The organism is Streptomyces sp. NPDC002790, from assembly GCF_040295505.1.
GTDB lineage: Bacteria > Actinomycetota > Actinomycetes > Streptomycetales > Streptomycetaceae > Streptomyces.
Genome location: NZ_JBEOVM010000002.1, coordinates 196,853 through 210,642, shown reverse-complemented (window position 1 = coordinate 210,642; position 13,790 = coordinate 196,853). Strand labels below are relative to the sequence as shown.

The 13,790-nt window shown below is 69.1% G+C and carries 9 protein-coding genes; 4 read left to right on the top strand and 5 right to left on the bottom strand.

Annotation, left to right across the window (positions count from 1 at the left end; translation table 11 throughout):
• The first annotated feature begins 206 nt into the window (after positions 1-206).
• Together glgA and glgC are read left to right on the top strand one after the other, a co-directional pair.
• Positions 207-1,364: a glycogen synthase gene (gene glgA, locus ABT004_RS02370; RefSeq protein ID WP_351330970.1), complete on the top strand. Its 1,158-nt coding sequence runs from the start codon at positions 207-209 to the stop codon at positions 1,362-1,364.
• Between the two features lie 17 nt (positions 1,365-1,381).
• Entirely contained in the window at positions 1,382-2,599 is a 1,218-nt protein-coding gene (glgC, locus tag ABT004_RS02365) for a glucose-1-phosphate adenylyltransferase (protein ID WP_351330925.1), read from the top strand.
• Positions 2,600-2,608: 9 nt separating this feature from the next.
• Here glgC and ABT004_RS02360 read toward each other — a convergent pair whose 3' ends face one another.
• From ABT004_RS02360 to ABT004_RS02340, 5 genes are all read right to left on the bottom strand, one after another.
• Positions 2,609-3,634, bottom strand: coding sequence for an ABC transporter permease (locus tag ABT004_RS02360; RefSeq protein WP_351330924.1), 1,026 nt, complete (start codon positions 3,632-3,634; stop codon positions 2,609-2,611).
• The gene (locus ABT004_RS02355) at positions 3,631-4,593 is read right to left on the bottom strand and encodes an ABC transporter permease (protein ID WP_351330923.1); all 963 of its coding nucleotides are present in this window, start codon (positions 4,591-4,593) and stop codon (positions 3,631-3,633) included. The genes ABT004_RS02360 and ABT004_RS02355 overlap by 4 nt, the downstream gene beginning before the upstream one ends.
• A complete protein-coding gene (locus ABT004_RS02350; RefSeq protein WP_351330922.1) occupies positions 4,586-6,112 on the bottom strand; it encodes a sugar ABC transporter ATP-binding protein in 1,527 nt (508 codons plus the stop codon). The genes ABT004_RS02355 and ABT004_RS02350 overlap by 8 nt, the downstream gene beginning before the upstream one ends.
• 1 nt (position 6,113) lies before the next feature.
• Complete coding sequence (locus ABT004_RS02345) at positions 6,114-7,211, bottom strand: ABC transporter substrate-binding protein (protein ID WP_351330921.1); 1,098 nt, start codon at positions 7,209-7,211, stop codon at positions 6,114-6,116.
• Between the two features lie 161 nt (positions 7,212-7,372).
• Entirely contained in the window at positions 7,373-8,386 is a 1,014-nt protein-coding gene (locus tag ABT004_RS02340; protein ID WP_351330920.1) for a LacI family DNA-binding transcriptional regulator, read from the bottom strand.
• A gap of 247 nt (positions 8,387-8,633) precedes the next feature.
• Between ABT004_RS02340 and ABT004_RS02335 the strand changes: the two genes are divergently transcribed.
• Both ABT004_RS02335 and ABT004_RS02330 read left to right on the top strand, forming a co-directional pair.
• Positions 8,634-11,252, top strand: coding sequence for a PA14 domain-containing protein (locus ABT004_RS02335; RefSeq protein ID WP_351330919.1), 2,619 nt, complete (start codon positions 8,634-8,636; stop codon positions 11,250-11,252).
• A 76-nt stretch (positions 11,253-11,328) separates the two neighbouring features.
• Positions 11,329-13,740: a beta-L-arabinofuranosidase domain-containing protein gene (locus ABT004_RS02330; protein WP_351330918.1), complete on the top strand. Its 2,412-nt coding sequence runs from the start codon at positions 11,329-11,331 to the stop codon at positions 13,738-13,740.
• Positions 13,741-13,790: the final 50 nt, after the last annotated feature.

Genomic DNA, 13,790 nt, shown 5'->3' with positions numbered 1-13,790 from the left:
ACGCATTGGGTCCTACTCCCGTTGGAGTAGGCCGCGTCCTGATTCATCCCCAGGGCGGGTGCCCCGGGGACCCGGGGGAGACTCGGGCCGAGTTGGCGTCCGCGCCCTTCCGCACGGGCCGTCCATGGGTGACCATGAGGTGCGCTTTCGAACAGCGATCCAGAGCGAGTGTCGCCGACCGACGACTACGGGGGCCGCGCGTGCGTGTGGGACTGCTGACCAGGGAGTACCCGCCGGATGTCTACGGCGGCGCCGGAGTGCACGTGGAGTTCCTGGCGCGCGAGCTGCGCCCGCTCGTCGACCTCGAGGTGCACACGTGGGGCGAGGGGACGGCCGACGGCGTGCGCCGGCACCGGGCCTGGCCCGCGCTCGACGGGGCGAACGACGCGCTGCGCACGCTCTCCGTGGACCTGGCCATCGCCGCGGCCCTCGAAGGCCGCGAGATCGCCCACTCCCACACCTGGTACACGAACCTGGCCGGGCACCTGGCGGCGCTGCACCTCGGAATCCCGCACGTGCTGACCGCCCACTCCCTGGAGCCGCTGCGCCCCTGGAAGGCGGAGCAGCTGGGCGGCGGCTACGCGCTGTCGGCATGGGCGGAACGGACCGCGATCGAGGCCGCCGACGGCGTCATCGCGGTGTCGCACGCGATGCGCAAGGACATCCTCGCCTGCTATCCGGCCCTGGAGCCGAAGAAGGTCCGTGTCGTGCACAACGGCATCGACGTCTCGCTCTACCACGCCGACGCCGACACGGACGTGCTGAGCCGCTACGACATCGACCCGCAGCGCCCCTACATCCTCTTCGTCGGCCGCATCACCCGGCAGAAGGGCGTGCCCCATCTGCTGCGCGCGGCCAAGCAGGTGGCGAAAGGCGTGCAGATCGTCCTGTGCGCGGGCGCGCCCGACACCCCGGAGATCGGCCGCGAATTCCGGGAACTCGTCGACGAGTTGAAGGCCACGCGTGACGGGGTGCGCTGGATTCCGTCGATGCTGCCGCGCACCGATGTCATTCAACTGCTCACACACGCCTCGGCGTTCGTGTGCCCTTCCGTGTACGAACCGCTCGGCATCGTCAACCTGGAGGCGATGGCCTGCGGCACCGCGGTGGTCGCCTCGGGGGTCGGCGGCATCCCCGAGGTCGTCGCGGACGGCGAGACGGGGCTGCTCGTCCCGTACGCGGCCGAGGACCCGGAAGGCTTCGAGGCGGGGCTCGCGGACGCCCTGAACCGGGTCGTCGCCGATCCCGGAGCGGCGCGGGTGATGGGCGAGGCGGGCCGGGAGCGGGCGGCGGCGGAGTTCGGCTGGGACGCGATCGCCCGGCGCACGGTCGACGTGTACGAGGAGATCCTCAACGGCACGTGAATCACAGGGGGGTTGGGATGCGCGGTGGACCTTCGGTGCTCGGGATCGTACTGGCAGGCGGGGAGGGCAAGCGGCTGATGCCGCTCACCGCGGACCGGGCGAAGCCCGCGGTGACGTTCGGCGGCACGTACCGCCTGGTCGACTTCGCCCTGTCCAATCTCGTCAACGGCGACATCCTGCGCATCTGCGTCCTGACGCAGTACAAGTCGCACTCCCTCGACCGGCACGTCACGACCACCTGGCGGATGTCGAGCCTGCTCGGCAACTACGTCACGCCGGTCCCGGCCCAGCAGCGGCTCGGCCCGCGCTGGTACTCGGGCAGCGCCGACGCGATCCTGCAGTCCCTCAACCTGGTCCACGACGAACAGCCCGACTACATCGCGGTGTTCGGCGCCGACCACGTGTACCGGATGGACCCGCGGCAGATGCTCGCCCAGCACATCGAGTCGGGCGCGGGCGTCACGGTGGCGGGCATCCGGGTGCCGCGCCGGGAGGCCCCGTCCTTCGGCATCATCACCCCGGCCCGCGACGGCACACGCATCGACGCCTTCCTGGAGAAGCCCACCGACCCGCCGCCGCTGCCCGGCACCCCGAACCAGGTCTTCGCCTCGATGGGCAACTACCTGTTCACCAGCAAGGTCCTCGTCGACGCGCTTCAGGCCGACGCCGAAGACACCAACTCGGCGCACGACATGGGCGGTTCGATCGTGCCGATGCTCACCGAGCGCGGCGTCGCCCAGCTCTACGACTTCGACGGCAACCACGTGCCGGGCGAGACGGACCGCGATCACGGCTACTGGCGCGACGTCGGCACCCTCGACGCCTACTACGAGGCTCATATGGACCTCATCTCGGACACCCCGGTCTTCAACCTCGACAACCGGCGCTGGCCCATCTACACCCACCCCGGCCAGCTGCCGCCCGCCAAGTTCTGCGCGGGCGGCATCGCGAGTGAGTCGATCGTCAGCCCCGGTTGCGTCATCCGCGGCCAGGTGACCCGCTCCGTGCTCTCACCGGGCGTCGTCGTCGAGGACGGCGCGGTCGTCCAGGGCTCCGTCCTGCACGACAACGTGCGGGTCGGCAGGGGAGCGGTGGTGCGCGGCGCCGTCCTCGACAAGAACGTCGAGGTCCCCGTCGGCGCGACCATCGGCGTCAACCCGAGCCGGGACGCGGAGCTGTACACGGTGTCGAAGACGGGCGTGATCGCGCTGGGGAAGGGTCAGGCGGTGCATTAGCTCCAGCCCTCACAGCACTCGCCGACGCTTCCCCAGCCACGTCTGCGCGATCACGACGAGGGCCAGGAACGCACCGCTGACCACCTGCTGGTACGCGGAGTCCAGCGAGCCGATCTGATTGATCACGTTCTGGATGACCTTGAGCAGGAGGACACCGACCAGCGAACCGCTGATGAACCCGAACCCGCCCGTCAGCAGCGTGCCGCCGATGACGACCGCCGAGATCGCCTCCAGCTCCATGCCGGAGCCGAGGATCGTCACGCCCGACACCAGCCAGGCGGCATTGAGCGCGCCGGCCAGGCCCGCGCACAACCCTGACAGTGTGTACACACTGATCTTGGTGCGGGCCACCGGCGCGCCCATCAGCGCCGCCGCGTCCTCGTTGCCGCCGACCGCGTACACGTACTGCCCGAAGCGCGTACGGCGCAGCACCAGGGCGCCGATGCCGAACAGCACCAGCGTGATCCACACCGGGGCGCCGATACCGAACAGCTTCCCCTGGCCGAGCGTCGCGAAGAACGTGGACTTGTCGACGAGATACGTCTCGGAACCCTCATCGGTGATGGAGAGGAGGATGCCGCGCGCCCCGAGCATCGCCGCGAGCGTCACGATGAACGGTGCGAGCCGCGAGCGCGCGATCAGCAACCCGTTGACCAGGCCGATCAGCCCGCACACCGCCAGTGGCAGGAGCAGCGCCACCACCGTCCCGTACCGCGAACCCCATGCCGCGAGGACCCCGCCGAGGGCGAACAGCGAGCCCACCGACAGATCGATACCACCGGTCACGATCACGAACGTCATGCCGAGCGCGACGATCGCGAGGAACGCGGACGACAGCGCCATGTTCTCCAGGTTGTCCCCGGTCAGGAACGTGTCGAAGGAGAGCGAGGCGACGATCACCGCGATCACCAACGTGACCAGCGCGCCGTGCTGTTGGGCCAGCGCGCTCAGCCGCTCCGCGCGCGTCGCGCCCTGGGGCTCGTCCTCGTGGGCCGGACCCGCCGGCTGAGAGGTCCCTATGTCCGTCACCGTCATCGCTTCCCCCGCTCCCTCGCCGCGTACACCGCGAGCACGATCACCACGGCCTGGGCGATCTGCGTCCACGACGGCGGCAGGTCGTGCTTGATGAGTGTGGCTGTGAGCAGCTGGATGAGGACGGCGCCCGCGACCGTGCCGCCGATGCGCACCCGCCCGCCGGTCAGCGGAGTGCCGCCGACCACGACGGCCGTGATCGCGGACAGCTCCATCAGCGTGCCGAGCGACGTCGGGTCGCTCGCGGTGAGCCGCGCCGTGGCCAGTACACCGGCGACGGCGGCGAGCACTCCCGACAGTACGTAGACGAGGATCAGCACCCGCCGCACCGGAAGCCCTGCCAGCTTGGCCGCCGGACGGCTGTCGCCGATGGCGAGGAGCTGACGGCCGAACGTGGTGCGCCGCACCACGAACGCGACGATCAGCGCCAGCGCCGCCGCGATCAGCACCAGATAGGGGATGCCGAGCACATCGCCGGTGCCGAGTGCCCGCATCCCGGGGTCCCGCACGTCCTTGAGCTGGGGCAGCAGGACGAGCGCCAGGCCACGGCCCCCAACCATCAACGCCAGTGTGGCGACGATGGGCTGGACCCCGATGAAGGCGACGAGCGCGCCGTTCGCGACACCGACGAGCGCGCCTCCGATCAGCGCGGCGACAACCGCGAACAGCGGCCCATAGCCGAGATACAGCGCGACCAGCGAGGTGGCGAGCGCCATCACGGAGCCCACCGAGAGGTCCACGCCCTCGGTTCCGATGGCGAGGGCCATGCCGAGCGCCACGATCAGGACGGGTGCGACCTGCACGGCCTGCGTGCGGAAGTTCTCCGCGGACAGGAAGTGCGGGGTGAAGACGATGTTCGCCAGGAGGAGGACGGCGACGCCCGCATAGACGCCGTAGTCCTGGAGGAGGCGCAGCATCCGGGCCTTGTCGACACCGGTGCTGCCCAGGGTTGCTTCACTCAACGGACGTCCCTCCAGCGGGAGTCGCGGCAATCGCGCGCATCAGCCGGTCCTCTGTGACCGCGTCGCCGGTCAGCTCGGCGACCACCGCGCCGTCCTTCAGGACGACGACCCGGTCCGAGCCCTCGATCAGCTCCTCCGGGTCGGAGGAGATCAGCAGGACGCCGAGCCCGTCGTCCGCCAACTCGTCTATGAGCTTCTGCACTTCGGCCTTGGCGCCCACGTCGATACCGCGCGTCGGCTCGTCCAGCAGCAGTACCTTCGGGTTCATCGCGAGCCACCGTGCGAGCAGCACCTTTTGCTGGTTGCCGCCCGACAGCTCGCCGACCTTCTGGTGCGGGCCGGCCGACTTGATGCGCAGCCGCTTCACGAACGTGTCGACGATGCGGTCGATGCGGGCCTCGTCGACCAGGCCGAAGCGGGACAGCCCCGGCAGCGCCGCGAGCGCGATGTTCTCGCGCACCGACAGGCCCGGCACGATGCCCTCCGCCTTGCGGTCCTCCGGCAGCAGGCTGATGCCGGCCCGGATCGCGGCAGGCGTGGAGCCCGTACGCACCGGGGACCCGGCTACCGTCACCCGGCCGCTGTCCGTGGGCAGGGCGCCCGCGATGGCCTTGGCGGTCTCGCTGCGGCCGGAGCCGAGCAGTCCGCCGAGGCCGACGACCTCGCCGGGACGCACGTCGAGCGTCACGCCGTGCAACTGGTGGCGGACCGTCAACTCCTCGGCGCTCAGCACGGGTTCTGCCGACGTGTCGTGTTCGCCGGAGAACTTGGTCAGGCCCTCGTCCTGTACGTCGCCGACGTCGCGGCCCAGCATCAGTGACACGAGCCGCAGCCGGTCCAGGTCGGCGAGGCGGCCGGTGTGCACCAGCTTGCCGTCGCGCAGCACCGTGACCGCGTCGCACACCTCGTACAGCTCGTCGAGGCGGTGGCTCACGTAGACGACGGCGATGCCGCGGTCGCGCAGCATGCGGATCACGCCGAAGAGCGTGCGCACCTCGCGCGGCTCCAGTGACGACGTCGGCTCGTCCATGACGACGACCTTGGCGTCGACCGACACCGCGCGCGCTAGGGCCACCATCTGCTGCGCCCCGACGCCGAGTTCACGCAGCGGACGCTGCACGTCGACGTGTACGCCGAGGTCGCGCAGTGCCGCGTCGGCGTCCCGGTGCATCCGCCGGAAGTCGATCAGGCCGAGCCGTCCCCGCGGCTCGCGGCCCAGGAACAGATTGCGGGCCACGCTCATCAGGGGGACGAGGTTGACCTCCTGATAGATCGTCGAGATGCCCGCGTGCTGTGACTCGAGCGGCGTGGAGAACGTGATCTGTCGGCCGTCGAACATGAGCGTGCCCGCGCCGGCATCCGGCTGGTAGACGCCCGTGAGGACCTTGATCAGCGTCGACTTGCCCGCCCCGTTCTCCCCGATGAGGGCGTGCACCTCCCCGCCGCGCGCGGTGAAGTCGACACCGTCGAGGGCGCGCACGCCGGGGAAGGTCTTGCTGAGATTCTGTGCGGACAACATGTCAGAACGCCTTGTCGATATCCGACTTGGCGTTGTCCTTCGCGTACGCGCTGTCCTTGATGACGATGTCCTGGCCGACCTTGTCGCCCTTCGTGAAGGAGTCCAGGGTCTGGAAGGCGAGCGGGCCGAAGCGCGGGTTGGACTCGATGACGCCGGAGATCCAGCCGTCGACGATGCCCTGCACCGCGTTGCGCGTGCCGTCCACCGTCACGATCTTCACGGCGCCGGCCTTCTTGCCCGCGCTCTTGAGGGCGTTGACCGCGCCGAGACCCATCTCGTCGTTCTCGGCGTAGATCCCCTTGATGTCCGGCTTGGACTGGATCAGCTGCTCGGTGACCTGCTGGCCCTTCTCGCGGGCGAACTCACCGGTCTGCTTGAAGACGACCTTGAGGTCCGGCGCCTTTTCCTTGATCCGGTCCTGGAAGCCCTTGGTGCGCTCGGTGGTCACATTGTTGCCCGCGGCGCCGAGCAGGATCGCGATCTCGCCCTTGCCGCCCGTGGCCTTGATCATCTCGTCGGCGGCGCGCTTGCCCTGCTCGACGAAGTCCGAGCCGATGAAAGAGACGTAGTCCTTGCACGCCGTCGAGTTGATCTTGCGGTCGACGGTGACGATCGGGATCTTCTTGGCGCTCGCCGCGCGCAGCACCGGCTCCCAGCCGTCTGAGTTGAGCGGCGCGATGACCAGCAGGTCCGCGCCCTTGGAGATGAGGTCCTGGACGTCGCTGATCTGCTTGGAGAACTGCGACTGGGCGTTCGCGGTGAGCAGCTTGACGCCACGCTTCTTGGCCTCGGCCTTGATGGAGGCGGTCTCCGCGATGCGGAACGGGTTGGCCTCCTTCTCGGACTGCGAGAAGCCGACGGTGGCGTTCTTCAGGTCGAGCTTCTTGCCGCCGTAGGTGGTGACGTCACAGGTCTTGCCGCCGCCCGGCGAGGCGACCTCCTGCCCGGCGTTATCGCTCTTTGCGCTCGAACTCCCCTTGTCCGTCGAGCTGTTGTCGTCCTCCGACTTCGCGCAACCGGTGGCGAGCGCGAGGCTCGCGACGAGGCCGGTGGCGAGCAGGGCCCTGGTGGTGGTACGGCGAAGTGCGGTCTGCGTCATTGGTGGTCCCCAAAACGGCACGGCCCGGCGCGTGAACGCGCTGACGGGGTGAATGTGTTCGACCAGTCGGATCGGTGGTACAGGCCAGGTTTTTACATCGTTGGAAGGGCGCTGTAAAGGCTTTGCGCAGAGACTTGGCCGCCACGTGACCGTGGCACGGTTCACCGTCGTCCCAGCGTGCTCTCCCGCTCCACCAGCCGGAATTCCGCCGTGAGTTCGCGTCCCACGGGCCCCTCCGGATGCTCGAGGTGGCGCAGCAGCGACGTCACCGCGAGCCGGGCGATGGCCCGCTTGTCCGGGGAGACGGTGGTGAGTGTGACGGCCCCGAAGCGCCCCTCCATGATGTCGTCGAACCCGACCACCGCCACGTCCCACGGCACCCTGAGCCCCCGCTCGTGCAGCACGCGCATCGCGCCGATCGCCACCAGGTCGTTGTACGCGAACACGGCGTCGGGGCGCACCCCGGAGTCCAGCAGGCGCGCCATGGCCTCGGCCCCGTCGCCCCGGTCCCAGCCGCCGGTCGGCCCCACCAGGGTGTCCGGTGCCGGCAGCCCCGCGTCCGTCAACTCGTCGCGCCAGCCCGCGAGTCGGAGATGCGCCGGACGGTTCGCGGAATCCGTGCGGGCGCCCAGGTAGGCGATCCTCGTGCGGCCCCGGCCGATCAGATGGCGCACGGCGGTGCGGGCCGCGGCGACGTTGTCGATCGCGATGTGGTTGTACGGCAGGTCGTACTCGCGCTCGCCGAGCAGCACCAGCGGCACGTCGTCCTCGCGCCCCGCCAAGTCCTCCGCCTCCAGCTCAAGAGGGCTGAGGATCAGGCCGTCGATCACCCGGGCCCGGAAACCCTGGCTGACCAGAACCTCCTGTTCGCGCTCGCCCCGGGTGTGGTCGAGCAGCACCGTCACGTCCCGCTCCGCCGCCGCGTCGATGACGGCGCCGGCCAGTTCCGCGAAGTACGGGTTGCCGAGCTCGGGCACGGCGAGCGCGATGATGCCGGTGCGGCCCTTGCGCAGATTGCGGGCGGTGAGGTTCGGCCGGTAGCCCAGCTCGTCGATGGCCTCCTGGACGCGGGAGCGCATCGCCGGGGTCACATGCTGGTAGTTGTTCACGACGTTCGACACGGTCTTGATCGAGACGCTGGCGTGCTCCGCGACATCCTTGAGGCTCACCCGCACGAAAACTCCCTGGGTCGGCGTGGATTGATGGGCCGGGGGCGGACGTTGGCCCGTAAGCAGCCGTGATCGGCCAACCCGATCCGGATCCTGGCAGTGTTCGTGTCCATGCTCTGGACAGCATGCTGTGCGCGTGCTGTCATGCCAACTGTCGTTCCTTCCAACGTTGTACAGACTCGTTGTACCGACTGGAGCGGCGAGCCGCCACCCTTCCTCGAAGCGTTCCTGCAGTTCCTGCATAGGAGGATCCGTGCGCACCACCCACCTCAGACGTCACGGGCGACATCTGGCACTGCTCCTGACCACGGCACTCGGACTCACCGCGCTCACGGTCGCCCCCTCAGGAGCGGCCTCGGCCGAAGACGACCCGGCCGTTCCGCACGGTCTCAAGGGCGAGTACTACACGCAGTCCGCCGAAGGGGCCTTCGACTTCGACTCGTTGAAGGCCACCGGGTTCGACCCGAAGATCGACTTCAATAGCCTGGAATCCCGACTGCAGACCGCGACCGGCCAGGCGGACAACGCCAGCGTGCGCTGGACCGGCAAGGTCGTCCCGGAGAAGTCCGGCATGACAACGTTTTCCATGGTCGGGGACAACGGCTTCCGCCTGTGGGTCGACGACAAGCTGGTGATCGACCACTGGACCGACGACTGGGAGAAGGAACAGACCTCCCAGCCCGTCGAGTTGACCGCCGACGACGCCGTCGACATCAAGGTCGAGTACTTCGAGCACGAGGGCGGCTCCAACCTCCACTTGCGCTGGACCGAGCGGGGTGGGACGAAGGAAGCGATCCCGTCGTCCGCGTTCCGGCTGCCTGCCGACTGGAAGTACGACGGAGCCATCGGCACCACCGTGCTCGGCGACGGCCGCACCCTGAAGCTTGACTTCGCGCAGAAGCTCGGAGCGCTGCCCGGCGGCGTCAACGAGCACATGTCCGCCGTCATCGGAGGCGCCAAGTGGCCGCTGAGCAGCGTCAAGGCGGACCCGAAGGACCCGCGGGCGCTGCTCGTGGGCCTGGAACAGCCGGTCGTCGGAAACAAGAAGGGTGACGCCTCGGGAGAGGCCGACCTCACCTACGACGGCCAGGGCGGACTGGCCGGCAGTGACGGAACGGCCATCGGCAGGTTCTGGTCCAGCGGGCCGAACCACTCGACGCACGAGCTGACCACCAAGTGGGGCGACGACGTCACCCCGGCCAACGCCCACCGCGAGTACCCGCGTCCCCAGCTCACCCGCGACAAGTGGCGGAACCTCAACGGCAGGTGGCAGTTCGCCGCCGCCAAGGAGGGGGACAAGCCGCCGGTCGGCAAGAAGCTCGACGAGAAGATCCTCGTACCCTATCCGGTCGAGTCCCAGCTCTCGGGCGTCGAGCGCCACGAGGACCGCATGTGGTACCGGCGCACCTTCACCGTGCCCGCCGACTGGAAGGTCGGCAAGGGACAGCGCCTCAACCTCAACTTCGGTGCCGTGGACTGGAAGTCCGAGATCTACGTCAACGGCAAGAAGGTCGCCGATCACAAGGGCGGCTACGACAAGTTCAGCGCCGACGTCACCGACGCCCTCAAGCCGGGCCGCACCCAGGAACTGATCGTCGGCGTCTACGACCCCACCGACGCCGAAAAGGGCGAGAACCCGCCCATGGGCAAGCAGCGCCTCGACCCCAGCGGCATCTGGTACACCCCCTCCTCCGGCATCTGGCAGACCGTGTGGATGGAGCCGGTCGCCACCGACCACGCCACCGACCTGAAGGTCACGCCGAATGTGAAGACGGGCGAAGTGGCCGTCTCCGCCACGGGAGTTCGGGACGGTGTCCCCGTCACGGCGTCCGCGTACGCGGACGGCAAGAAGGTCGCCACCGCCACCGGCACCTCCGGCGGACCGCTCACCCTGAAGATCGCCAAGCCGCACCTGTGGTCGCCGGACGACCCGTTCCTCTACGACCTCAAGGTGAGCGTCGGCGCCGACAGGGTCGGCAGCTACTTCGGTATGCGCTCGATCTCCGTCGAGAAGGTGAACGGCACCCCGCGCACCATGCTCAACGGCAAGCCCACGTTCATGATGGCCACCCTCGACCAGGGCTTCTGGCCGGACGGACTGCACACCGCGCCCAGTGACGAGGCGCTCGCGTACGACCTGAAGATGCACAAGCAGATGGGCTTCAACTCGGTCCGCAAGCACATCAAGGTCGAACCCGACCGCTGGTTCTACTGGGCCGACAAGCTGGGCCTCATGGTCTGGCAGGACATGCCCGCCATGACGGCAGGCGTGAACCCGAGCCAGTCCGCGCGCACCGAGTTCGAGCGCGAGATGAAGATCATGATCGACCAGCACTCCAACCACCCGTCGGTCGTCATGTGGGTCACCCTCAACGAGGGCTGGGGTCAGTACGACGAGGCACGCCTCGCCGACCAGGCCAAGTCCTGGGACCCCACCCGCCTGATCAACTCCATGTCCGGGATCAACCTGGGCAAGGACGGCGGCACGGGCGACATCCTCGACGAACACGGCTACCCCAGCCCCGCCCTGCCACCGAACCCCGACGGCAAGCGGGCCCTGGTCGCGGGCGAGTACGGCGGCCTCGGCCTCGCGGTGCCGGGCCACGCCTGGGCGGTGCAGCAGTCCTACGTCGATGTCGACCCGACGACGTACACGGACGGCTACCTGGAGAAGCTCGACGAGGTGTACAAGCTCGCCTGCAAGGGCGGCAACGGCGCCGTCTACACGCAGATCTCCGACGTCGAGGGTGAGCTCAACGGCCTGCTGACGTACGACCGCAGGGTCGTCAAGCCGGACGTGAAGCGCGTACACGACGCCCAGCAGGCGCTGATCCGCGACGCCTCGCAGGACACCGTGGCGAACTGCTCCTGATCCGACCGCTCGCGGGGGCGGGCCCGAACACCGGGCCCGCCCCCTTCGCGTTCCCCCACGTCCCCGGAGGACATCGATGACAGTCACACGACGAGGTGTGCTGCGGACCGGCACCGTGGTCACCGCCGCCACGCTGATCGGCGGCACGGCGGGCGTCACAGGCACAGCAAGCGCCGCGACGGCGGCAGGGAGGACGGCCGTGGCCGGCGACGCCTTCACCAGGCTGCCCGTCGGCAGCGTCACCGCCCACGGCTGGCTGGCGGGCCAACTCCGCCTGCAACTCGACGGGTTGTTCGGCCGCTACGAGGAGAAGTCCCATTTCCTCGACATGGACACCTGCGGCTGGGTCCACCCGGAACGAGACGCCTGGGAGGAAGTCCCCTACTGGCTGAGAGGGTTCGTCCCGCTGGCCATCACGACGCAGGACGCCGACGCCCTCGCCACCAGCGAGCGCTGGCTCGACGCCATCCTCGCCACCCAGGAGTCCGACGGGTTCTTCGGACCGCGCGCCCTGCGCACCGCACTCAACGACGGCCCCGACTTCTGGCCGTACCTGCCGCTCCTCATGGCGCTGCGCACCTGGCAGGAGTACACGCACGACGAGCGCATCGTGCCCTTCCTCACCCGCTTCATGACGTACATGGCGGCGCAGGGCAAGGGAGCCTTCGACTCCAGCTGGGTCTCCGTTCGCTGGGGCGACGGCATCGACACCGCCCGCTGGCTCTACGAGCGCACGGGTGACGCGTTCCTCGTCGGCCTCGTCGAGAAGATGCACCGCTACGGTGCCGATTGGACCGGGAAGCTCCCCACCCCGCACAACGTGAACATCGCCCAGGGCTTCCGCGAACCCGCCCAGTACGCCCAGTGGACAGACTCCGGGGCCCACGCCCTGACCCGCGCCACGTACCGCACCTACGACCAAGTCCTCGACACCTACGGGCAGTTCCCGGGCGGCGGCATGGCCGGCGACGAGAACTACCGGCCCGGATTCGGCGACCCGCGCCAGGGCTTCGAGACCTGCGGCATCGTCGAGTTCATGGCCAGCCACGAGCTGCTCACACGTATCACCGGTGACCCGGTGTGGGCGGACCGCTGCGAGGACCTCGCGTTCAACATGCTGCCCGCCGCTCTCGACCCGAGCGGCAAGGGCATCCACTACGTCACCAGCGCCAACAGCGTCGACCTCGACAACAGCCCCAAATCGCAGGGGCAGTTCCAGAACAGCTTCGCCCTTCAGTCGTACCGGCCGGGCGTGGACCAGTACCGCTGCTGCCCGCACAACTACGGCATGGGCTGGCCCTACTTCACCGAGGAGTTGTGGCTCGCGGGCGCCGACGGCGGGCTCGTCGCCGCCATGTACGCCGACTGCGAGGTGCGCACGAAGGTGGGCGACGTCGCGGTGCACGTGCGGGAGGAGACGAACTACCCGTTCGACGAGACCGTCACCCTGACCGTCGGCGTCGAGCGGGCCGCGGAATTCCCGCTGCGGCTGCGCGTGCCCGGCTGGTGTGCGTCGCCGCGCCTGACCGTGAACGGCCGCCCCGTCAAGGTCGGCGGAGGCCCCTCGTTCGCCGAGATCCGCCGCACGTGGCACGACGGCGACGTGGTGCGCCTGCGGCTGCCGCAGCGGACCGGTCTGCGCACCTGGGAGGGCAATCACGACAGCGTGAGCGTCGACCACGGGCCGCTGACCTATTCGCTCAGGATCGGCGAACGGTATGTGCGCACGGGCGGCAGCGACACGTTCCCCGAGTACGACGTGCACGCTACGACAGCCTGGAACTACGGTCTGGTGCCGGGCGGCGCGGCAGTGGTGCACCGAAAGTCCGGGCCCCTCGCCGCCAACCCGTTCACCTTGGAGGGTACGCCCCTCACGCTCACCGTGAAGGCCCGTCGCATCCCCGAGTGGGTGGCCGACGACGAGCACGTCGTCGCACCGCTCCAGTCGAGTCCGGCACGCAGCAGGGCCGCCGTGGAGGATGTGACGCTGGTGCCCATGGGCGCCGCCCGGCTACGGATCACCACGTTCCCGACGGCGACGCCGCAGGGCCGGGCCTGGACACCCGAACCGGCGTACCACCGCATCCTCAACAAGCACAGCGGCAAGGTCCTCGCCGTCGACGGAATGTCCACGGACAACGACGCACGTGTCGTGCAGTTCCGCGACGCGGGCACCGGCGACCACGCGTGGCAGCTGCTGCCGGCGGGCGACGGGACGCTGCGTCTGCGCAACGGTCAGAGCGGTAAGTTCCTTGCCGTCAAGGGGAGTTCGACGGACGACAGTGCTCTCGCCGTGCAGTACGAGGACTCCGGGCGCCCCGACCTGCTGTGGACGTGCGAGGACAAGGGCGACGGCTGGTTCCTGCTGCGCAACAAGCACAGCGGAAAGGTGCTCGGCGTCGACGGCATGTCCACCGAAGACAGCGCGCAGGTCGTCCAGTTCGCCGACAACGGGACGGAGGATCACCTGTGGCGCGTGAAGCCTTGACGGGCCGTCGGGGCGGACGAAGAATGACCGCGCATGCTGACAACGTTGTC

Bases quoted from the DNA above. Each gene is read 5' to 3' on its own strand.
- glgC (WP_351330925.1), top strand. From the start codon at position 1,382: ATGCGCGGTGGACCTTCGGTGCTCGGGATCGTACTGGCAGGCGGGGAG.
- ABT004_RS02360 (WP_351330924.1), bottom strand. From the start codon at position 3,634: ATGACGGTGACGGACATAGGGACCTCTCAGCCGGCGGGTCCGGCCCAC.
- ABT004_RS02350 (WP_351330922.1), bottom strand. From the start codon at position 6,112: ATGTTGTCCGCACAGAATCTCAGCAAGACCTTCCCCGGCGTGCGCGCC.
- ABT004_RS02345 (WP_351330921.1), bottom strand. From the start codon at position 7,211: ATGACGCAGACCGCACTTCGCCGTACCACCACCAGGGCCCTGCTCGCC.
- ABT004_RS02330 (WP_351330918.1), top strand. From the start codon at position 11,329: ATGACAGTCACACGACGAGGTGTGCTGCGGACCGGCACCGTGGTCACC.